Annotated in this window: 25 protein-coding genes; 3 read left to right on the forward strand and 22 right to left on the reverse strand. The window is 55.3% G+C overall.

The window, feature by feature from the left end; all coding sequences use genetic code 11:
- Nucleotides 1-7 precede the first annotated feature (7 nt).
- The 3 genes from C772_RS09160 to C772_RS09170 are packed head-to-tail and all read right to left on the reverse strand — an operon-like array spanning nt 8 to nt 2,451.
- Entirely contained in the window at nt 8-412 is a 405-nt protein-coding gene (locus tag C772_RS09160) for an NUDIX hydrolase (protein WP_035001925.1), read from the reverse strand.
- Complete coding sequence (locus tag C772_RS16535; RefSeq protein WP_152419744.1) at nt 412-1,845, reverse strand: peptidase MA family metallohydrolase; 1,434 nt, start codon at nt 1,843-1,845, stop codon at nt 412-414. Before C772_RS16535 ends, C772_RS09160 begins: the two co-directional genes overlap by 1 nt.
- Before the next feature lie 48 nt (nt 1,846-1,893).
- A complete protein-coding gene (locus C772_RS09170) occupies nt 1,894-2,451 on the reverse strand; it encodes a YusW family protein (RefSeq protein ID WP_008299396.1) in 558 nt (185 codons plus the stop codon).
- 232 nt (nt 2,452-2,683) lie between these two features.
- Here C772_RS09170 and C772_RS16835 point away from each other — a divergent pair, with 232 nt between their 5' ends.
- Complete coding sequence (locus tag C772_RS16835) at nt 2,684-2,791, forward strand: putative holin-like toxin (protein ID WP_221761803.1); 108 nt, start codon at nt 2,684-2,686, stop codon at nt 2,789-2,791.
- 180 nt (nt 2,792-2,971) lie between these two features.
- On the opposite strand, the gene C772_RS09175 is transcribed toward C772_RS16835, so the two are convergent.
- The 7 genes from C772_RS09175 to C772_RS09205 all read right to left on the reverse strand — a co-directional run bounded on the left by C772_RS09175 (nt 2,972) and on the right by C772_RS09205 (nt 8,487).
- A complete protein-coding gene (locus tag C772_RS09175) occupies nt 2,972-4,066 on the reverse strand; it encodes an ABC transporter substrate-binding protein (protein WP_008299400.1) in 1,095 nt (364 codons plus the stop codon).
- A 123-nt stretch (nt 4,067-4,189) separates the two neighbouring features.
- Nucleotides 4,190-4,969, reverse strand: coding sequence for an ABC transporter ATP-binding protein (locus C772_RS09180; RefSeq protein WP_008299402.1), 780 nt, complete (start codon nt 4,967-4,969; stop codon nt 4,190-4,192).
- 4 nt (nt 4,970-4,973) lie between these two features.
- Nucleotides 4,974-5,780, reverse strand: coding sequence for an ABC transporter permease (locus C772_RS09185; RefSeq protein ID WP_008299404.1), 807 nt, complete (start codon nt 5,778-5,780; stop codon nt 4,974-4,976).
- 126 nt (nt 5,781-5,906) lie between these two features.
- Complete coding sequence (locus C772_RS09190; RefSeq protein ID WP_035001931.1) at nt 5,907-6,323, reverse strand: hypothetical protein; 417 nt, start codon at nt 6,321-6,323, stop codon at nt 5,907-5,909.
- A gap of 129 nt (nt 6,324-6,452) precedes the next feature.
- Nucleotides 6,453-7,457: a sodium:calcium antiporter gene (locus C772_RS09195; RefSeq protein ID WP_008299408.1), complete on the reverse strand. Its 1,005-nt coding sequence runs from the start codon at nt 7,455-7,457 to the stop codon at nt 6,453-6,455.
- Nucleotides 7,458-7,928, reverse strand: coding sequence for a YaiI/YqxD family protein (locus tag C772_RS09200; protein ID WP_035001933.1), 471 nt, complete (start codon nt 7,926-7,928; stop codon nt 7,458-7,460).
- Nucleotides 7,912-8,487: an ATP-binding protein gene (locus C772_RS09205; protein ID WP_008299414.1), complete on the reverse strand. Its 576-nt coding sequence runs from the start codon at nt 8,485-8,487 to the stop codon at nt 7,912-7,914. The genes C772_RS09200 and C772_RS09205 overlap by 17 nt, the downstream gene beginning before the upstream one ends.
- Nucleotides 8,488-8,579: 92 nt before the next feature.
- On the opposite strand from C772_RS09205, the gene C772_RS09210 reads away from it, so the two are divergent.
- Nucleotides 8,580-9,287 (forward strand): hypothetical protein, encoded by a 708-nt coding sequence (locus tag C772_RS09210; protein WP_035001935.1) that lies wholly within the window; start codon nt 8,580-8,582, stop codon nt 9,285-9,287.
- 1 nt (nt 9,288) lies between these two features.
- Here C772_RS09210 and C772_RS09215 read toward each other — a convergent pair whose 3' ends face one another.
- The 12 genes from C772_RS09215 to C772_RS09270 all read right to left on the reverse strand — a co-directional run bounded on the left by C772_RS09215 (nt 9,289) and on the right by C772_RS09270 (nt 17,629).
- Nucleotides 9,289-9,849 carry a hypothetical protein gene (locus tag C772_RS09215; protein ID WP_152419746.1) on the reverse strand — a complete coding sequence of 187 codons (561 nt, stop codon included), beginning with the start codon at nt 9,847-9,849 and terminating at the stop codon, nt 9,289-9,291.
- A 352-nt stretch (nt 9,850-10,201) separates the two neighbouring features.
- A complete protein-coding gene (locus C772_RS09220; RefSeq protein WP_008299421.1) occupies nt 10,202-10,939 on the reverse strand; it encodes a MerR family transcriptional regulator in 738 nt (245 codons plus the stop codon).
- 178 nt (nt 10,940-11,117) lie between these two features.
- Nucleotides 11,118-11,678 carry a sulfurtransferase TusA family protein gene (locus C772_RS09225; protein ID WP_008299423.1) on the reverse strand — a complete coding sequence of 187 codons (561 nt, stop codon included), beginning with the start codon at nt 11,676-11,678 and terminating at the stop codon, nt 11,118-11,120.
- A 50-nt stretch (nt 11,679-11,728) separates the two neighbouring features.
- Nucleotides 11,729-12,118: a DsrE/DsrF/DrsH-like family protein gene (locus tag C772_RS09230; protein WP_008299426.1), complete on the reverse strand. Its 390-nt coding sequence runs from the start codon at nt 12,116-12,118 to the stop codon at nt 11,729-11,731.
- Between the two features lie 64 nt (nt 12,119-12,182).
- Nucleotides 12,183-12,986, reverse strand: coding sequence for a sulfite exporter TauE/SafE family protein (locus C772_RS09235; protein WP_008299428.1), 804 nt, complete (start codon nt 12,984-12,986; stop codon nt 12,183-12,185).
- On the reverse strand, nt 12,983-13,336 hold the full coding sequence (locus tag C772_RS09240; RefSeq protein WP_008299430.1) for a rhodanese-like domain-containing protein: 354 nt from the start codon (nt 13,334-13,336) through the stop codon (nt 12,983-12,985). Before C772_RS09240 ends, C772_RS09235 begins: the two co-directional genes overlap by 4 nt.
- Nucleotides 13,337-13,371: 35 nt before the next feature.
- A complete protein-coding gene (locus C772_RS09245; RefSeq protein ID WP_008299432.1) occupies nt 13,372-13,632 on the reverse strand; it encodes a metal-sensitive transcriptional regulator in 261 nt (86 codons plus the stop codon).
- A gap of 43 nt (nt 13,633-13,675) precedes the next feature.
- On the reverse strand, nt 13,676-15,079 hold the full coding sequence (locus C772_RS09250) for an MBL fold metallo-hydrolase (protein ID WP_008299434.1): 1,404 nt from the start codon (nt 15,077-15,079) through the stop codon (nt 13,676-13,678).
- A 201-nt stretch (nt 15,080-15,280) separates the two neighbouring features.
- Nucleotides 15,281-16,129 carry an MBL fold metallo-hydrolase gene (locus C772_RS09255; protein WP_035001987.1) on the reverse strand — a complete coding sequence of 283 codons (849 nt, stop codon included), beginning with the start codon at nt 16,127-16,129 and terminating at the stop codon, nt 15,281-15,283.
- A gap of 64 nt (nt 16,130-16,193) precedes the next feature.
- Entirely contained in the window at nt 16,194-16,469 is a 276-nt protein-coding gene (locus tag C772_RS09260; RefSeq protein WP_008299440.1) for a hypothetical protein, read from the reverse strand.
- A 141-nt stretch (nt 16,470-16,610) separates the two neighbouring features.
- Entirely contained in the window at nt 16,611-16,859 is a 249-nt protein-coding gene (locus C772_RS09265; protein WP_008299442.1) for a hypothetical protein, read from the reverse strand.
- A gap of 218 nt (nt 16,860-17,077) precedes the next feature.
- Nucleotides 17,078-17,629 (reverse strand): biotin transporter BioY, encoded by a 552-nt coding sequence (locus C772_RS09270; protein WP_008299444.1) that lies wholly within the window; start codon nt 17,627-17,629, stop codon nt 17,078-17,080.
- 104 nt (nt 17,630-17,733) lie between these two features.
- On the opposite strand from C772_RS09270, the gene C772_RS09275 reads away from it, so the two are divergent.
- Nucleotides 17,734-18,063, forward strand: a complete 330-nt coding sequence (locus C772_RS09275) for a CHY zinc finger protein (protein ID WP_008299446.1) — start codon at nt 17,734-17,736, stop codon at nt 18,061-18,063.
- The last annotated feature ends 7 nt before the right edge of the window (nt 18,064-18,070 follow it).

Below are 18,070 nucleotides of genomic sequence, written 5' to 3' on the forward strand. Positions count from 1 at the left end.
TGGGGACTTATACCGTTTGAGAGGACTCTGCCTCCCCAAACAGGGACAGCAGAACCGGCCGGTCTTCCGGGAAAGAGAGTTCCAGGGAGCCCAGCTCGTCTTTAGCCAACCAGGCAATCTCATGGATCAGTTCGTCCGGGTCGCAAATCTCCATGCGGCCCCCGATAATCGTTACCTCAAAATACCGGACCTCAACCGCCCCGTCCGACTTCACGAATAGCGGCCGGACAACCGTTCCCGCGTACCCGGTCTCTTCTTTCAGCTCACGGAGGCAGCAAGTTTCAAATGTCTCCCCGGCTTCCTTTCCTCCAGATGGAACTGCCCATTTCTTCTCTTCTTCGGATGTGCCCTGCAGTACCATCAGAAGCCGTCCTTCTCCATCAACACAAACCGCCGCTGCTCCCTGCCACATTACCGCTTTCCGCTCCTCTCCCACCATGTCTCGTCCGGATAGTCTTCCTGCCATTTCTCGAAAAGCGCTTCCTTGATCTCCTGATTGAAAAAAAGATCGTCCTCGATCAGCATCCGGTAATCCTCACTCGGGTCATTGCCGGCAATCCATTCATAGGGTTCTGCCGCCTGATTGATGAAATGAGAAGATGTGGCATCCTCAGTTATGCGAGCCTGTGCTTCTTTGACCACACCATATGCATGTTCAGGATCAAACAACAGAGTCAGCTCGGCAAGCAACGCATAGTCGAGGAACCTCATATCATACGGGCGGGATGCCCTTTTTTGCTCGAGTCTGTACATCAGTTCCTTCCATTCCCCGGCATGCAGTAAAAGGATGTGCTGATAATCTTCCACCTCTTTGGCTGTCCGGCTGCCTTCCGCAGCTGACCAGGCAGCCAGCACCTGTCCGGCTCCTTCAAAGTCATCTTTGAACAGACGATCATGAAATTGCTTAACGGTTTCCTGCATTTGTTCTTCATCTTTCCTGTAGGCATTCATGAGTGAACCGCTGAAATCAGCACTGCTCTTGCCGGTGAGCTTCTCCAGCCGGGCATAGAACTGGTCCTGTGATGAAGAATTCATGAGCAGCAAAACGGATTCCTTTCCATACCGCTCAATCAGCTGCACTACCGCAAAATAGCTCTGTGCATAAACATCTGTGTGCTCAAGGGCGGCCAAGAAGTCTTGGCGAGTGCCGATTTCTCTGAGGTCACGTGAAATCTCCACTTCATTTGGGTCAGCAGGGGGGAGGGGATGCTGGACATACATCGCCAGGCCTTCCTCAAACCATTGGGGTATTGTCCCGGGCGGAGTACCGTGAAGGGCCTGATACTGATGCGAACGATAATGGACATATTCGTGGAGCAAGACGGATTTCCAGTCGGAAATGCCGGAGCGCAGCGTGGCCGTAGACGTTTTCCAGTTATATACACCTACTGATTGATAAGCAACGCCTTCTCCCAAAAGGCGATCCGAAAAACGGACAGTCAGCCGCGCTTCCGGAGCTTCACCCAATAGTCCGGAGACCACCGGCTCCATCTCATGCAATGCAGCACTCACCTCATCAGCCAGTTCCCCCTCACCATCACGATATAGAATTGTGTACGGCCCCGACTCCTGTACCCTGCCGGTCCGCTCCGGCCATTGGATTGATCCGATTACTGCCAAAACCAATACTGCAGCACCAGCCAATAGGGTCAAAACAAACAGAGACACGGATAACCATGCCTTTTTCATCTTATACAGTACAATTATTCCCGCCGAAAACAGTGCGAGACTGCTGATGACCGCTAGTAAAACCATGATCCCTCCATTATTTGCCTTTATGCTAATATTAGCATCACTCATGCTTGACCGCGACAAGATATTGAAAATTCCATCTAAATGTTTCAAACACAAAAAACGCCCGCTCACTGTGAATGGTGGCGAACGTTTTCCTGATTATTTTTCCACTTCAAATTCATGCTTGGTCCCGTCGCTGAATCTCAGCTCCAGGGAAAAGTCGGTGAAGTCATCCGGCAGGCTGAAGGTTGAGAGAATGTTCTGGATCTCTTCTTCCTGGTTGGAGGATGGCGTGATCTCCAGCTGTTCCACAAGAGGATAAAGGTCGTTAAAGGCCTGAATTCCCTGTTTCTTGATGCCATTCATGTCGTCCTCATAGCCCGCAACGACCGAGTTGTCCGGTTTGAGTTCAAGCTGGGCCTCGTACTCTTCATCATTGTCATATTCGACTTCCAGTTCAAACTCCGTATAGTCCAGTGCCTGCATCTTCTTCCTCATGTCGGCCTGGCCGCTGCCGTCAGAAGCCTGAGATTTAACCGGTGACTCGCTGTCCGTGCCGGTCGCCGACCCTTCTCCTGTGTCGTCATTCTCTGCTGCCGTGGTTTCAGCTGCCTCCGCTTCTTCCTCCGGCACCGCTTCCTCCGCTCCGTCCGAACCGCATGCCGCCAATGCAAGCGACCCCGCGATGACGATCGGGAATGCAAATTTCGCCTTCATCCTGATCCCTCCTTCGGTGTCTTGCTATACGCATTCCCGGTGAACAGGGCTGCTACACATAGACTTTTGGAGGAAATCATTTCTTGCGGCACTCAAAACGGCCCTTCCCGGGGGAAAATAGACCCCATTATGGAAAAATCCCAACGCAATACAGGAACGTACGTTCTGTTTTGTGGTATAATAAGTGAGCAGCCTTGTCCGGACGGCATACCCCGGGGAGGGGGTGATGCCTTTGACCGTCGCCGAAGCGGCCGGATTGATCATTCAGGTGGCCGGCGCCATCGTCGGCCTGCTGACGCTTGTCGTGACACTGATCGTCGCCATCAGCAAAAAAGAATAGCCGTCCCCCCTCGGCCAAGGTTGGGACGGCTCTCGTCGTATCCGCCTGCCCCGTTCGGGCACAGGCTGCACCGGGCCGGATGTTCGCGCATCCGGTCCTTTTCGTAGTTCCTCTTTCTCATGTCATTATACCTTATCGGACCGGCTGCCTCAAGAAAACTCCGGTTTCTGAAACGCGCGGTCAGTCGCGGTCATACGGCCCGAGGATCTCAAGCGCTTCTTCCGCGATCGAAGTGTCGATCGCCTTGTCGAAGTCGATCTCCCCGGAAATCGCGCCGGCCGCCTTGTAGTGTTCGTACTGCTCCCGGATGTTTTCGATGAACATCTTGCCGTCCGGATCAAGGCCGGTCACCTGCACCTGCTCCCACATTTCCGGATCCTTCAGCGCGGTGTGCTTCACCATAATGTCGATGATTTCATCCTTGCCTTCATCCTTCTGGAACGCGTCGTTGTAGTCGCGCAGGCCCTTCAGGTAGGCGAGCATGAAGCGGAGCGAAATATCTTTCTCCTGCGTCATGAACTGCGGCGAGCCGAGAACCATCGCCACCTGGGTTTCCGGTGCGAACTCGGTTGCATCCCGGAAGCGTTCATGCATGCCCTGCAGGACGCCCTGGGCAATCAGCGGCTCGATGCTGAGCGCCATGTCGACCGTTCCGTTGTCGACCGCTCCGAGCATGCTGCCGAAGTCGGCGATCAGGACAAATTCCACTTCCTCCTCCGTGAAGCCGGCATGCTCGATCAGCTTGTCAAAGAAGTAGCTGTCGATTGAGTTGCGCGACGAGACGGCGATCTTCTTGCCCTTGATGTCCGCGTATTCCTCGATGCCGCTGTCCACGCCCCTGACGAATGTAAAGTACGACTTGCCCGGGACGTTATGGCCTTTGTCGGCGATGATCCGGACGTCGATGCCCTGTGCGATTGCGTTAAAGAACGAAGCAGTCGAAACGCCGCCCGCGATGTCAACTTCGCCCGCCGCGACCGCAGGCAGCATCTCGTCACTGTTGGCGAACTGGGCAAATTCCACATCGATGTTGTAGTCCTCGAAATAGCCCTTTTCCTTCGCGATATAGAATCCGGCACCCGAAGCGGCACCGTCCTCCGCGATCGTGACCGTCACACGCTCTTTAAGCGGTGCCAGGTCCCCCGACGGATGCTCGCCTTCCGGAGGATCCGCGGTCTCCTTCGGCGGCGCGGGCTCTTTTTGTGTGCATCCGGCCAAAAGCAGGAGGGCTGCCGCAGCCGCGGCGAAGCCGGCCTTCAATTTATGTTTCCCCACACTGATCCCCCATCTCTCTGTCTTTTCCCGACAGGCCGGACTGCCGGCCTGTGATTGCCTTCGACCCATCAATGACCTTGTTCGCTTACGAAATCACCGAATCGGCGCAGGAAAAACCGGCATTCAGCCTCTCGACCGCTGCACTTCGTCCTGGAGGTGCTTCAGCACCCTGACGAACTGCTCCGCGATGTCCGGGTCAGCCCGGATGGCTTCCATCGCCCTCGGCCTCGGCGCCGCCACCCGGATCTCCTCGGAAATCCTTCCGGGCTGGGCGCTCATCAGAAGGATCCGGTCGGACAGGAGCAGAGCCTCGTCGATGCTGTGCGTGATGAACAGTACCGTCTTTCTCGTCTCCGCCCAGATCTGCAAAAGCTCTTCCTGGAGGATGAACTTATTCTGCTCATCAAGCGCGGCGAACGGTTCATCCATGAGGAGGATTTCCGGATCGTTTGCAAATGCCCGGGCAATCCCGACCCGCTGCTTCATGCCGCCGGACAGCTCCTTCGGGAAGCGGTCAGCGAATGCCATCAGCCCGGTCTTCTCCAGATAATAGTCGGTCCGTTCTTTCACGACCTTCTTCGGAAGCTTCCGCATCTCGAGGCCGAACGCGACATTGTCTCGGACCGTGAGCCATGGGATGACCCCCCGCTCCTGGAACACCATCGACTGTAGCGGCCTATCCTCCTTTTCCGTGGCGATCTCGTATCCGCCGGCGCTCGGCTGCTCGAGGTCCGCCAGAATCCGGAGCAGCGTCGTCTTGCCGCAGCCGCTCGGGCCGACCAGGCAGACAAATTCCCCGTCAAGGATGTCGAGCGTCACATTGTCGAGCGCGGTGACGCTTTCGCCTTTCTGGTAGAACACCTTCGTCAGGTTGCGGATACGGATCTTCACATCTTCCTTCATCCCGTCACCTCCATCTCAGGATTTTCCGCTGGAGCCCGCGCAGCAGGAGCGAGAACAGATAACCGAAGAATGAGATCAGGATAAGTCCGACATACATCTCCTGCAGGAGGAACGCCTTGTAGGAAGTCCAGATCAGGAATCCGATCCCCGATACCGATCCCATCATCTCCGCGGCGACGATCGTCAGAAGGGCAATCGCCTGGCCCATCTGGATTCCCTCCAGCATGACCGGGAGCGCGCCGGGGAAGGCGATTTTGAGAAAGTAGTCTTTGGAGTCGGCCCCGTAGTTTTTCGCGAGATCCATGTGGATCGGGTCGATGTTCATGACGCCGGCCGCCGTGTTGATGACAACCGGGAAAAACACGCTCCCTGCGATGGTCACGACCTTCGACAGGTCACCGATGCCGAACAGGATGATGATGATCGGCAAAAGCGCCAATGTCGGGATCGGCATGATCGCCATGACGATCGGCTGGACAAAGTGCCGGATCGGCGAATAGAGTCCCATGAGAAGGCCGATGATCACGCCGGGGATGACCCCGAGCAGGAAACCGCCGAATATCCGGTAGAGCGAGACTCCGATATGCGTGAGCAGTTCTCCGCTTGCCGCCAGGTTCCAGAACGTCTCGAGGATCGCCGTCGGCGGCGGGAAAAACCTCGGATCGAGGACCGCTGTCCGGGACAGCACTTCCCATAATAGCAGCATGAAGATCGGGGAGGAGACGGTGAGGAGCTGCTTCATCCGTTCCTTCATCTGCCGTTTTTTCCATTCGGCCCGTTCGACCGCGACCGGGTTATGGTCCGATGCCATACGCCTTCACCCCTTCCCGTACAGGATATGAGCCCGCCCGGACGGATGTCTGGGCACCAAAAAGCCCGCCTCGTTTGCCGGGCGGGCAGTGGGGTGTCCGGCTGTGCGTACAGGCGGACGGTGCGATCAGGTCCAGATCAGCCAGATCAGGAAGCCAGTGATGAAGAACGCGTCGGCAATTGCCAAAAACAGGCCGAGGTCCCGCTTCCGCTTCCTTTTCCATACCGACGTTTTCTGGCGCGGCATGCTGTTATGCAGGCTGACTGCGAAAAGGGCTGCCGACAGTGCCGTGACGGCCGGACTGGCGGTCACGAGCGATGCCAGCATATAAAACAGCCACCTGCGGCTGAAATTGAGCGCAAGCGAAAGGGTCAGCAGCGGAAGGCTGTCCTGTTTGATGGCAAGGTCCTCACTTGGCGAAAGTTCGGCAATTCCCCTCGCTTCTTCAGGCTGATCGTGAAGGTAGCCGAGGTTGATCCACAGGACCACCAGGCAGTAAACCATGATCATGAACTCATCGAAGATACCGGCCATTTCACTCATCTCCGTCTCTCTCCAAGAAGATTTGCATCTCCCTGCGGATGAATGTTTAGGCGCGGCAAGAACCGCGTCTGTCCCTATCATGGCCGCCGGGAGGATCTCTTAGACTCTATACCCGGATTTTTCTTCCACTCATCCCTGGAACATGAGATAAGAGGCGATAAAATAGCCGATGACAATCAGGATGGACGGCACCATGTAAGCGGCATGGGATGCGGTCTTTTTCCTCGCAATGGCCAGAAGCAGGACTGCGGAAAGCGCCATGACGACCAGCGCGGTGATCCGGTGGGACGGGTCCGCAACCGAGAGGACCGCCCCATCGCGATAAAACAGATCGGACAGGAAAATGATGAGCATGTTGAACATGTTGCTCCCGAGAATCGATCCGAGGGCGAGATTGACGTTCCTCGCCCGGAGCGCGACAAAGACCGAAACCGCCTCGGGAAGCGACGTGGTCGCGGCAATCAGGAAACTGCCGACAAAGCTCGATCCGAGACCGGTGATCACTGCGATCCGGTCGCCCATAATTGACAGGACGGTACCGGCACCCATAATGACCAGCGCCGCAAGGGAGAAGCCGATCACGGCGCGGCGGACGGTGATGCCATCGTCTACGCCTTCATCGGAAGTGACAGCGGTGTCGGGCACCGGGACAGCAGGTGTCGGTGCTTCGTTTCTGGAAATGCGTCCGACGACCACCATTCCGATTGCGTACAGAATCACAAGCGCGATCGAGTCCAGTCCGACGCCGAACACTTCCCATTCCGGACGGAACTGAAGCGACAGATACGTCACCGCCATGAGGACGAGGCCGGTTCCGGCCGTGTACAGGTGGTTCCGGCCAGCCAGCTCAAGCAGATGATGCCTGCGGTAGGCCAGATCGAAACAGGCAAAGATGAACAGGTTGAACATATTGGACCCGACCACGTTTCCGATCGCAATGTCGGGGTTGCCGATCAGAACTGCGGATACGCTTGTCGTCACTTCGGGAAGCGACGTCGCCCCTGCAAGAAGGAGCGTACCGACAAGAAGGCCTCCCATCGCCGTTTTTGTCGAAAGCACATCCGCGTAATTGGAAAGCTTGATCGCCGCGAAAACAGTGACGGCGGCGGCCAGGATAAACCAGACAAAAGCCATTTACTCATCGTTCCTTTCCTCGAGTGCCGCTTTTCCGGAAATCCCCGAAAGCAACGCATCTAAATTCTTCTCAAACCGGAGATCTGCTTCGGGCCTTCGTTTTTTCGGCCCCTTCATGCGTCCGCCCGCCTCGCGCACTTTCTTCGAAACGTACCGGCTCATGAGCAGGCCGTCGATATTGTCTTCCGTATAGAGACGGCCGTTCTGGTCGATCGGCCGTCCGCCTTTGGCCAGTACCATGGCGGCAAGGCCATAGTCCTGGGTCACGACGATGTCTCCGGGGCTCACCCGGTTCACAAGAAGAAAGTCCACTGCATCGGCACCTTTGGAGACGATGACCGTCTCTGCGCCGTCCCGGTGCATTTCATGCGCGGTATCGCACAGCAAGGTGACCGGTACGCCATGCTTCCCCGCGGTGCGGATCGTTTCGTCCACAACCGGGCAGCCATCCGCGTCAACAAGAATCTTCATCGTCTGTCCCCCGTTCCCCGGCAGCAAGCCCGGCAATCCGCTTGATGATTGTTTCCGTATTTTCGGGCAGACGGACAGTAAACAGATGGTCAGCATCACCTTCGTCCGGAGTGGCAGCGGGATAAGCCGCATTCTGCCGGTCAAGGACTTCATCGAAGGTCCGGCTGACCCGGAAGATCTTCGTACTCCTGCCGCTTTCCCTGATGCGGATGCGGAGATGATCCTCGGGAATATTGAAGAAGACAAGAACCGTCGTGAAGCCATGTCTCCTGTAATAGTCCAGCCACTCCATCCGGGCTTCCTGACCCAGATTTGAGTTGGAAATGATGAGATGGCGGCCTGTATGGCGGATGGCGTGTTCGACCAATGTCTGCGTCAGGGCGTATTTAATCGTGTTGGGTCCCTTATCCGGAAGAAGTTCCGGATAATTCCGGTTCAGAAATTCCGCCTGCAGATCCTGGTCAATGACAACCGAGCCAGTGAGCGCTTCTGCCAGCTGGTTTGCAAATGTGGTTTTCCCGCTATGTGTCTTCCCCACGGTCATGATGGCCAATCGCATGCCGGCCGCCCCCTTTCTGAATAGTTTCAAGATAGCACACCGGATTGGCAGACGCATTCCGGAACCCCGGCCCGGTACGGTATACTAGCGGTATGATGAACCTGACTTATGAAATGACCCGCCAACTGAATAGCTACAGTATCTACATAGGTGAACCCGCACACCCCCTGTTTACCCTAAAAACACTGAAATCCGACCCGGAAAGTGCTTTGCGGCTTGTGCGTGCCGTAAGCGGCGCTGACAACCCGGCCGTCGCGGCCTCCTATTTCACCAGGCGGATCGGGATGTTCACGGCGATGCAGCTGTATGCACTGACGGTTTATGAAGAAGTTTGGAACGGGCCGGATGATGCCCTGCAATTTGGTGCCGCCGAAGAATACGGCAAGCTTTCCGTCAGCACGTTCCTTTCGGGCGGCGACTACGTCATGGCAGACGAAGCAGACCGGACAGAAATCGTCCGGGACCTTCTGAGGAACTACGTCAAAGAGGTATCCGACGCACTCCGGCAGGTCTCGGCAGTCCCCTCACTTACCCACTGGGAAAATCTGTTCGGCTTCCTGCTCTATCATCTGCATGTCCTTCTGTCAGACCCGGGGACAGCAGAAGAGGCCGAGTCTGTCATGGAAATCCTGAAAGACGCCCGGACATGGGAGGGGCTTGCAAAGGAACCCCTCTTCGCCAAGTATCTCCGGGGCTCACATCCGTCACTCCTGCTCAATACGACTGTCCGAACGACGTGCTGCCATTCAAAGGATGTTCCGGGCCTCATGCAGTGCGGCTATTGCCCGCTGAAGCGGTAAGTTATTTGCTCCGCTCAAGGAACAGGTAACTGACGGTCCCAATCAGAAGCTTTTTTCTGTCTTCCGCCAGGTCTTCCGATAGATGGACGATATCATTATCGAAATCACGGAACAGCTCCGTATTGTCGTGCGGGAAAAAACCGTTCGCGAAACGCGCCAAAGGAATACCATCCTCCCCGCTGATGACTAAATCACCCGATAAGCCTTTTACTTTCACGGAGAGAATCCGATCTTCCCGCGGACCATATAGCATGCCGCTCACGTTGATGAGGCTTTTAAAGTCCTCCTGAACATATTTGCCGAGTGTCTTTCCGTCCGTATCCAATATGGTGACGACCGACTGCTTCAGCCCTCTTCTCCGCAATGTCAGCAGCGTACGGCCGTCCGGCGACTGAATTTCGTAATTCAGAGGAAAAAGGAAAATCAGGGAGTCCTTCAGCAGTACGCTCAGCGGAAGTATGTATAATGGCGGTTTGATCGCACGGACTGTCCCGACCAGGCGGCCATCCTTATGAAACAGCAACAGTTGCGGCAAGAAGGCAAGGTCCCGCTTGATGACCATATGACCCCATTCTTTCAGAGGAACAGATTCCTCAGGGATTTGGAGATTTTTCACCTTTTCATATTTACTCCGGTTTATCACGGATCCGGCGGCCAATGCCGCCCCAGCGAGCAGGATTGCACTAAACGCAAGCCAGTCATCTGATGTGCGTGGCCGCCAGATCAGAAAGAGCATACCCGCTATGAGAAAACAGCCGGAGGATGCCCAGCCAGAACCAATCATGCGGCGCCGATACATGTCTGCAATCATTCCGATTCCCCTTTGCTGCGGCCGGCGGAGCCGCGGTGTATTCTTTCTCTCTACGAAAAAAAGAGCGGTATGGATTCATCTCACCATACCGCTCCTTTCTCTATTATCCGAAAATCCTCGCAAAAAATCCTTTTTTCGGTTCCTCCGCCTGCGCGGCAATCATGCCCGCCTGCTTTTCCCGGTCTTCCTCGATCTGGAGCAGGACTTCATCCAGCACTTTCTTCATCAGCTGGACTTCCTGCTTGAGTGACTGGTTTTCCTTGATGACGGTATCCGCCTGTTCCTTGGAGATGGCCGGCGCCTCCGGCAGGCTTTTGCTGCGCAACGCTTCGCTTGTGCGCGCAGGAAGCTCCTTGTTCAGCTTGCCGATCATTTCCCGGACTTCACGGATCTCCTTCATCTCTTCTTCCTGTTTGGCCGTGTTCTCGATGAGTGCCTGGTGGATCCGGTCGTTTCCTTCCACCTGGCTTTTCGCCATCGTCATCAGCAGCTCTTTCAGCTGCTCATTGGCCTGCTCCTGCTTCTCCAGTTTCTTCAGCAGGTTGATGAATGTTTCCGGGGTGGCCGGAATGTTTTCCTGGCGCTCCACGACGAGGCCCCCGAACCGGTCCAGCAGGACGTCTTCCACTTCCCGGTAGTCGGTCCGCTTCATGCCCTTTTCACGCTGGGCGTTGATGACTTCCTGGATGGTCCTGATCCGCTCGATCTGCTCCTCATTGTACATGCGGCCATGGACGAAATCCTGCTCCACGTCCCCGATGAGGCCGCGGTCTTCCCAGTTGCGCAGTGTGTGAGATTCAATGCCGAATTCTTTCGTGACATCTCCTATGTATTTAACCATGGGTCCTCCTCTTTCCGGTTGATTGCTTATGTTAGTCATTCTCCACCTCCCATTGTAGCACGGAATTGATCTAATGTTAGGGGTGAATCAACCTAATGTTAACCTGAGGGTTCTGCGTCTTCCTGCATATGTAAAAAGACGGCAACGGAGCAGTTCCGTTGCCGTCCTGATGATTCTGTTATGACTCGACCGGGCCGTCCCAGTCGCCCATGCCCGGTGCCACACGGATCAGGTTCTTGCGTCCGAGTGTTCCGAGCGTGTCGCATGCCATGCCTGCACGGCCGCCGGAGCGGCACATGATGTAGACATCGCCTTCTGCCGGGATTTCATCCGCACGCTGTTCAACCTGTCCGAGCGGAATGTTTTTCGCTCCCGGCGCGTGGCCTGCCGCGAACTCATCCGGTTCGCGGACGTCGATCAGCGTGACCGGGCCTTTATCTGCGATTTCAAGGTATTCTTCATTCGTGATGGTTTTCAATTTCGATTCCTCCTTGTCTGGTGCCTGTTCTCCGCCTTTGCGGACATAGTGCTTCAGCACATCGCCTTCTTTGACCAGTTCCAGGTATTCGTGTCCTGTGTTCTTTGCCCATACGGGAATGTCCGCGATCGATCCGCGGTCGGTCACCACTACTTCAAGTATTTCTCCGGCCGACAGCTCTTCAATCGCTTTTTTCGTCCGGACGACCGGCATCGGGCACGCGAGCCCTTTTGCGTCCAATGTTTTCGCTACGTTTTCCATTTTTGCATTCCCTCCTGAGCACTCAATTAATCTTTACTGTAGTCCCTGAATCAGAACGTCAGTGTGATATCCGCGTCTTTCGCGTAACCCAGGAACGTCACCGCTCCGCCGACTTCCGTGCCGTCCGTGAAATTCTCTTTCTTGAGGCCCATGACGTCCATCGTCATCTGGCAGGCGATGAATTTGACGCCGAGTTCCTGCGCCATGCCGACGAGTTCTTCGACTGAAGGGACATTCGCATTCGCGAATCCTTCCGCGAAGTGCTCCTTGCCTTCCGGCATCGGCAGCTGCTTCACGCCTTCCCGATGAATCAGGTTCAACCCTTCGAACGTGAAGAAGATCTCGACTTCCCCGTCAGTTGCCGCTGCCGCGGTTGCGATATTAAATACTTTGTAGGCGTCGAACAGTCCGCCGTTTGCTGCGATGATGGCTACTTTCATCGATGAGTTCCTCCTAATATACAGTTACCCGTATGGGTATTTATTTCATTAAAAAAATATATGCTCACAACATCTGCATGAACAAATCGCGCCAGATATTGATGGCGGTCGCTGCAATGAGAATTGCCAGAATCCACTTGAGAACTTTCGTGTTCATTTTCTGGCCTGCCTTCGCTCCGAGCGGTGCGGCAATCAGGCTTGCCACGATCATGATGACCGCCGGCCAGAGCAGGACCTGTCCGGTAAACACCTTGCCGGCGGTCGAGCCGATCGACGAGATGAACGTGATCGCAAGTGATGTCGCGATGGTCATCCGTGTCGGGATGTTCAGCACCGTCAGCATGATCGGAACCAGCAGGAATGAACCGGCGGCTCCGACGATGCCGGCACCGATGCCCACGATAAACGCGAGCACTGCCGCCAGCGGAACCGAAAACGACACGTCTTCCGCCGGCATGTCCGGCACTTCCTTTTTCGGGATGAACATCATGACGGCAGCAATGGCTGCGAGAATCCCGTAGACGACATTGACCGTCATTTCGCTCATGCCCGAGGAACCGAACCCTCCGATAAAGCTGCCGGCCAGAATGGCCGCGCCCATGACGATAATCAGTTTTTTGTTCAGATAGCCGCTGCCCCGGTAGGCCCAGACTCCGACGATGGTGGCGAAGATCACCTGTACCGCACTGATGCCCGCGACTTCATGTGCCGTGAAGGCCGCAAAGCCGAGCATCGGCGGGATATAGAGGAGCATCGGGTATTTGATGATCGACCCGCCGATTCCGACCATCCCGGAGATGAATGAGCCGGCAAACCCGATCGCAAACAGGATCAGGATGAACGGAAGCGTCAGTTCCGCGCCGCTCACCCGTTATAGGCTCCCATGCCGCCGCGGACATTCACGACGTTCTCAAAGCCGTTTTTCTTGAGAACCCGCGCCGCCTGAACGCTCCGCATCCCGCTCTGGCAGATCACGACGGTCTCTTTGGACTTATCGAGAGAATCCGTTTTGGACGGCAATGTGTTCAGCGGGATGTTTTTGAATTCCTTGATGTGTCGGGCTTTGTATTCCGCAGGGGTCCGGACATCGACAAACTGCACCGACTTGTCGTCGAGCTTGTCCTTCAGCCCTGCCGCATCAATGGTCCGCACATCCTTCGCCGGCATCATCCGCCAGGCGAAAAGGGCGACGATGATCAAGATGATGATCCATTCCATTTGATTGACTTCCTTTCGTAGCCCTTCAGCGACGATCAGTTCGATTTTACGAGCAGATCGATCGCTTCCTGGACTTTATCGCTTGTTTCCTCGCCTGATTCAATGCTTTCCCGCACGCAGGCCTCGAGATTGGTGCTGACGACCACGCCGACGGTCCGGTCGATGGCACTCTTGATCGCCCGGAGCTGCATGACGACTTCACGGCAGTCGCGGCCTTCCTCCATCATCTGAAGGACGCCCTTGACCTGTCCTTCCACGCGCCTCATCCGGTTTTTGACTTTCTGATCGTATTCCATCTTCTGTTCTCCTTTCCGGACCGTCCAGCCCGGGCGGTCGGGTTTACTTCACTGTATCATAACCTTTTCCCTCGTACGCACCGAATCCGCCTGCCATGTGGGAGACTTTATCAAATCCGCGCGCTTTCAGGATACTGGCCGCGATCGCGGAGCGCGCACCGCTCTGGCAGTGGACGAGCAGTTCCTTGTCCTGCGGCAGCTCCTCGTCCCAGAGATGGCCGAGGAAGTGATGAGTAGCCTCGGACATACGGCCGCCATCCCATTCGGAATCGTTCCGGACATCCAGGACATACGTGTTCCCGTCTTTTTTCGCTTCCATGAACTCTTCGACGGTCAGTGTTTCATACGAATCCGTCTCAGCTGCAGAAACCGCGGTTTCCGGGCGGACAAATGCAACGATCCGGTCCAAGTGGATCGATTCGAGTGCTTCACGGATTTCTTCTTCCTTGCCTTCTTCGGCAATGACGAGCAGATCCCGGTCGTATCCGATCAGCCAGCCCGCCCAGTTGGTGAAGGATTTGTTGAACGGGATATTGATGGAGCCTTTGACAAGCGCTGTCTCTGCATCTTTTGCCAGGCGTGTATCCAGCACCAGTGTGCCGTCCTGATCGCGAAGCCGGTTGAATTCATCAGCGTCTGCAACCACCTTGGTATCTTCACGATTCAGAAGTTCCGGGCCTTCCTTGTTCACTTTCTTCATCATGGCGAAGTATTTCGGTGCTTCCGGCTGGCCGTCAAGCAATTGCTTCACAAACTCATCCCGGTCGTTTTCCTTCATCGCCCAGTTAAACTGCTTTTCATAGCCGACTGTTGTGAGGGGAACCGCGCCGAGCGACTTGCCGCATGCGGAACCTGCGCCGTGGCCCGGCCAGACGATCATATGGTCAGGAAGCTGTTTAAACTTCTGGACCGAGTCAAACATCTGGACCGCTCCTTTTTCCGCGGTGTCTGCGATGCCTGCTGCTTTTTCGAGCAGGTCCGGTCGGCCGATGTCTCCGACAAAGACGAAGTCACCCGTGAAGATGCCCATCGGTTCGGTTGCGCCGCCCCCGCGGTCCGTCATAAGATAAGAAACGCTTTCCGGCGTATGGCCCGGCGTGTGCATGACTCTGAAGTCGATATTCCCGACAGAGAACGTTTCCCCGTCCTTAAGAAGAACATGATCAAGTCCGTCTGTGTATTGGTAGCTCCAGTCTTCTCCGCCTTCACCCGGCAAATACAATTTGGCGCCAAGGTCTTCGGCCAGCTGGCGCGCACCGGAAGTGAAGTCGGCATGGATATGGGTTTCCGCTGCAGCCGTGATGCTCAGGCCTTCTTTTTTGGCGCGTGCAACGATGGCTTCCGAATGACGGGGCGGGTCGATGACAATGGCTTCGCCCGTGCGCTGACAGCCTGCCAGGTAGGCGTATTGCGCGAGACGCTCATCAAAAAACGATTGAAAAAACATGCTCTGTCTTCATCCCTTTCGCATCATTTATACCCTATTGGGTATTTAAAATATACTACTGGGGGTATATATAAGTCAACAGGAATGTTTTCCGGTGCTGCCGGTCCAGCTCCTCTTTCATGAGAATTACAATTGGTTTTCCATACCCGCCCGGCCAAAACATAAAAGCCCCGCCGGATACCCGGCGGGGCAGATTTTCGATCATTTCTCCCCGTCCACAAACTTTCCGTGGTCCGGGACGGCCTTTTCCTTGAAGTGCTCCGCAAGAGCGGCCAGTTCATTCTGCAAATACTCTCCCGTTGCCGGGATGCCATGTCCGGTGAGGGCTGCCTGCGGCTGAAGCTGGGCAAGTGTCTTCACCGACTGCTCAGCCGATACCCAATCAGGGGTCAGGTAGACGGGCGGGCCGCTGACTTCGAGCTCCTGAGTCATCACTTTGTACAGAGAGTCCTGCTTCACTGTAACGAATGCATCGCCCGCAATGAGCGACCCGTCGGACTCCCGGAACAGGGATACGTGGCCCTCGGTATGCCCCGGCGTATGGATCCAGCGCCATCCGGTCATATGGGGGACCGTGCCGTCGGAAGGCAGTTCCCTTGCCTTCGCGCCGATGTCGATCGCCTCATGCGGAAACATACTGGACATTTTCGCCACCATGCCGCCTTCGACAGTCATGTCAGGATCCGGATAATCCCGCTTCCCGGTGATGTACGGGATCTCAAGCGGATGGGCATGGACAGGCACATCCCAGTGCTCGAGCAGGTCAATCAGTCCGCCGATATGATCGAAATGGGCATGCGTCAGGATGATCGCCTTTGGCGGATTGTTGTCGCCAAAACGGGCTGCCGCTGCCTCCATGAGCTTGCCGCCGGACTTCGGCATGCCCGCATCGATCAGCACCCACTCATTCCCCACGCCCGGCTTTCCGTAGAAAATGACGTTCACAACCTGGTTCGTGTAGCTGTACAGATCTTCGCCGACCGGGATGCCGTCTCCGCTGTTCACGGACGTCATCGGCTGAAAGCGCTCGGTTGACGAACTTCTCTCCATCTCCATCGGTAATCCCTCCTGTGCTGAAATCACTATATTCATTCCCGTATTTAGCCGAACTAATCTAGCGTGCCCGGTATGCACGTATGGACAGTTTGCTCGACACGTAGAATGAGACTGCCGCCGCTCCGTACAGAACCCCCATAAATAAACCTGCTGCCAGGTCTCCTCTGTGGCTGATGAACACGGAAATGAACAGGCCGATCAGGGTCGCCATCGTAGGGATGAACGCCGATGGAATCGGCAAGGCTTTTTTCAGCAACTGTGTGGAGATGAGCACCAGCGGAACGGCGAGAAAGACATCCCAGATATTTGTGCTGATCTCCGGAAACTCCGTCATCTGCCGGACTCCTCCCTGAATTCGCATTTTATTTCATTATGGGAACATGCCGGTTCATTTAGACATCAGGACGACCGGCATCCATTCATGCCAAAAATAAAAAAGAGCTGCTTCCAGCCCTTTTGTCCGTCGTCCGGTCTATTAACCCAAAAGCATATTGAATACATAGCTGCCGAAGCCGACAAGGGAAATGGTCAGGCCAAGAGCCAGTTCCTTGCTGGACCACTTTTCCCCCTCGTCCGCTTCCTCCACCCATTTAACAGCGTCCGTCTCTATTCCAAAGTTGTCCATCTGCTCAATTCGCTTCATCATTTTCCGGCCCCGTTCCTCCAGAGCGAATGTGAACATCAGAATCGGCACGAGCAAAATGGACATCCCGATCAATTGCATGTGTTCGTCTCTCCTCTTTCTTCAAGCTGCTCATTTTGTTTGGATATACTTAATTAATTGTTCCTTGCGGTAAATTAGTTTATACCAAAACATCCATTTATTGTTGCAGAATGCTCGTTTAAAGCGCCCGGGATATTGAATATGTTCACAAAAACACAAAAACTGCAGAAAAGAGGGGTCACCCTCTTTTCTGCAGTCCTGTTCATACAATTACACAATTATTGCAGTACCGGCAGCAACCGTGCAGACGCCAGCCGGTTTCTCACCATGACACCCAGGATGGCCGCGGCCACTGCCTTGACGCTGTCCGTGATGATGAACGGCAGCATACCTCCGGCAAAGGCGCCTGTCCACGAAAGACTTCCCATGAACTTTAGCCACACGGTGCCGATCACGAGTATGGCCAGTGCCCCGATGATATTGGCCGCAACAACCGCCGGCATGCGGAATCCGCTCTTTTCTGAAATCCACCCGATGATGAACGCCGCCGGAATATAACTGAGGATATAGCCCCCCGTTGGCCCCAGAAGGATGCCAAGTCCTGATTTCATCCCTGCGAACACCGGGACGCCGATTGCACCGATCAATACATAGAGTGCGGCCGCGAGCGTTCCGTAGCGCTTGCCGAGTATCGTCGCAGCAAGCGCAAGCGCCAATGTCTGTGCGGTGAACGGCACCGGCGGAATCGGGATGATGATTTGCGCCCCGACCCCCATGATTGCCGCAAACAGAGCGGCCATAATCATCATTTTTAATCGTTCATTTCCCATATGTCCCATCCCCCGTCGGTTAACTCATTTTATTTTAGTTGACTAAACTTATCATATATAATGAGAACACAATCAGTCAACCTGTTTCGGAAGGGGGGTTAACCATGAACATCCATGGACACGAAGTGGGCGGCGCGGTCATCGATGGAGAAACCCGGTGCCGCCATTACCACGGCGAGACTGACCGGATTGCGATCAAGTTTTTTTGTTGCCGGAAATGGTTCCCCTGCCACACCTGCCATGCGGAATCCGGCTGCGGCGGGCATGCGGTCTGGCCGGAAGAACGGTTTAATGAAAATGCTGTCCTCTGCGGCGCCTGCGGCCGGGAGATGTCCGTCGCCGAATACCTCGGCGGGGCTTCTTCATGTCCTTCCTGCGGTGCTTCCTTTAACCCGGGCTGTAAGTTTCACCGCCATTTGTATTTTGGAGAGTAAAAAACCC

Origin of the sequence: Bhargavaea cecembensis DSE10 (assembly GCF_000348905.1) — a bacterium.
In the GTDB taxonomy this organism is placed as follows: domain Bacteria; phylum Bacillota; class Bacilli; order Bacillales_A; family Planococcaceae; genus Bhargavaea; species Bhargavaea cecembensis.

What these genes read in the sequence shown, in the direction of transcription:
- C772_RS09180 (WP_008299402.1), bottom strand. Translation starts at nt 4,969, where the DNA reads ATGAAGGAAGATGTGAAGATCCGTATCCGCAACCTGACGAAGGTGTTC.
- C772_RS09210 (WP_035001935.1), top strand. Translation starts at nt 8,580, where the DNA reads ATGATGAACCTGACTTATGAAATGACCCGCCAACTGAATAGCTACAGT.
- C772_RS09230 (WP_008299426.1), bottom strand. Translation starts at nt 12,118, where the DNA reads ATGAAAGTAGCCATCATCGCAGCAAACGGCGGACTGTTCGACGCCTAC.
- C772_RS09195 (WP_008299408.1), bottom strand. Translation starts at nt 7,457, where the DNA reads ATGGCTTTTGTCTGGTTTATCCTGGCCGCCGCCGTCACTGTTTTCGCG.
- C772_RS09245 (WP_008299432.1), bottom strand. Translation starts at nt 13,632, where the DNA reads ATGGAATACGATCAGAAAGTCAAAAACCGGATGAGGCGCGTGGAAGGA.
- C772_RS09255 (WP_035001987.1), bottom strand. Translation starts at nt 16,129, where the DNA reads ATGGAGAGAAGTTCGTCAACCGAGCGCTTTCAGCCGATGACGTCCGTG.
- C772_RS09215 (WP_152419746.1), bottom strand. Translation starts at nt 9,849, where the DNA reads ATGGTCATCAAGCGGGACCTTGCCTTCTTGCCGCAACTGTTGCTGTTT.
- C772_RS09190 (WP_035001931.1), bottom strand. Translation starts at nt 6,323, where the DNA reads ATGAGTGAAATGGCCGGTATCTTCGATGAGTTCATGATCATGGTTTAC.
- C772_RS09270 (WP_008299444.1), bottom strand. Translation starts at nt 17,629, where the DNA reads ATGGGAAATGAACGATTAAAAATGATGATTATGGCCGCTCTGTTTGCG.
- C772_RS09275 (WP_008299446.1), top strand. Translation starts at nt 17,734, where the DNA reads ATGAACATCCATGGACACGAAGTGGGCGGCGCGGTCATCGATGGAGAA.
- C772_RS09185 (WP_008299404.1), bottom strand. Translation starts at nt 5,780, where the DNA reads ATGGCATCGGACCATAACCCGGTCGCGGTCGAACGGGCCGAATGGAAA.
- C772_RS09160 (WP_035001925.1), bottom strand. Translation starts at nt 412, where the DNA reads ATGTGGCAGGGAGCAGCGGCGGTTTGTGTTGATGGAGAAGGACGGCTT.
- C772_RS09250 (WP_008299434.1), bottom strand. Translation starts at nt 15,079, where the DNA reads ATGTTTTTTCAATCGTTTTTTGATGAGCGTCTCGCGCAATACGCCTAC.
- C772_RS09220 (WP_008299421.1), bottom strand. Translation starts at nt 10,939, where the DNA reads ATGGTTAAATACATAGGAGATGTCACGAAAGAATTCGGCATTGAATCT.
- C772_RS09170 (WP_008299396.1), bottom strand. Translation starts at nt 2,451, where the DNA reads ATGAAGGCGAAATTTGCATTCCCGATCGTCATCGCGGGGTCGCTTGCA.
- C772_RS09265 (WP_008299442.1), bottom strand. Translation starts at nt 16,859, where the DNA reads ATGCAATTGATCGGGATGTCCATTTTGCTCGTGCCGATTCTGATGTTC.
- C772_RS09240 (WP_008299430.1), bottom strand. Translation starts at nt 13,336, where the DNA reads ATGGAATGGATCATCATCTTGATCATCGTCGCCCTTTTCGCCTGGCGG.
- C772_RS09205 (WP_008299414.1), bottom strand. Translation starts at nt 8,487, where the DNA reads ATGCGATTGGCCATCATGACCGTGGGGAAGACACATAGCGGGAAAACC.
- C772_RS09225 (WP_008299423.1), bottom strand. Translation starts at nt 11,678, where the DNA reads ATGGAAAACGTAGCGAAAACATTGGACGCAAAAGGGCTCGCGTGCCCG.
- C772_RS09200 (WP_035001933.1), bottom strand. Translation starts at nt 7,928, where the DNA reads ATGAAGATTCTTGTTGACGCGGATGGCTGCCCGGTTGTGGACGAAACG.
- C772_RS09260 (WP_008299440.1), bottom strand. Translation starts at nt 16,469, where the DNA reads ATGACGGAGTTTCCGGAGATCAGCACAAATATCTGGGATGTCTTTCTC.